Genomic DNA, 702 nt, shown 5'->3' on the forward strand with positions numbered 1-702 from the left:
ACTGGTGCGACGTCGACCACGTCGACGAATGGCACCGCGATGGAGGCCGCACCGACCAGGCCAACGCCGCGATGTTGTGCCGGTTCCACAACCTCGACAAACACCGACACCGATGGCGAACCCGACGCGCCCGAAACGGATGCAGCTACACCATCCGCCACGACGGCACCATCATCCTGCCCACCGGCACCCGACCACCCCACATCAACCTCGATGACGATGATGACCTCGATGACCTCGACAGTCCCGAGTTCATCGCCCACCAGACCACCATCACCCGCAACCGACTCGCCACCGCACTCACCCACCACCGACAAACCACCTGACTCGCCGCCCGGGCGAGCGTGAGTCGACCCCGCGTGACCGGGTTTCGTGGCCGTCGGGCAGACTGGGTCGATGATCGATGCCAGTGTTGCCGTCCAGTCCGTGACCGTCTCGACCGCTCGGTCGGTCCCCTCCGACGCCGAGGCCGTCGGTTTCGCCGTGGGCGAGAAGGGTGCGGTTCCACGTCAACTCGGGCTGAGTCGGTCGGCGCTCAAGGCCAACGGTTTCGACGGGAAGTCGGGTCAGTTGCTGTCCATCCCGAACGGAGACGGGCTGCTGGTCGCCGTCGGAATCGGTGACGCCGATGACGTCGATGCCAACGAACTCCGCCGTGCAGCCGCGTCGTTCGCGCGAGCGGCGTCGAAGTTCGAGCGGCTC

General features: G+C 66.4%; 2 protein-coding genes. One reads left to right on the top strand and one right to left on the bottom strand.

Annotation, left to right across the window (positions count from 1 at the left end; all coding sequences use genetic code 11):
- Positions 1-263: hypothetical protein (locus ON45_RS22840; protein WP_148288811.1), on the bottom strand; the 263-nt coding region annotated here is incomplete at its 3' end.
- Positions 264-396: 133 nt separating this feature from the next.
- Between ON45_RS22840 and ON45_RS20420 the strand changes: the two genes are divergently transcribed.
- Positions 397-702: M17 family peptidase N-terminal domain-containing protein (locus ON45_RS20420; protein ID WP_277619190.1), on the top strand; the 306-nt coding region annotated here is incomplete at its 3' end.

The organism is Ilumatobacter nonamiensis YM16-303, assembly GCF_000350145.1.
In the GTDB taxonomy this organism is placed as follows: Bacteria; Actinomycetota; Acidimicrobiia; order Acidimicrobiales; family Ilumatobacteraceae; genus Ilumatobacter_A; species Ilumatobacter_A nonamiensis.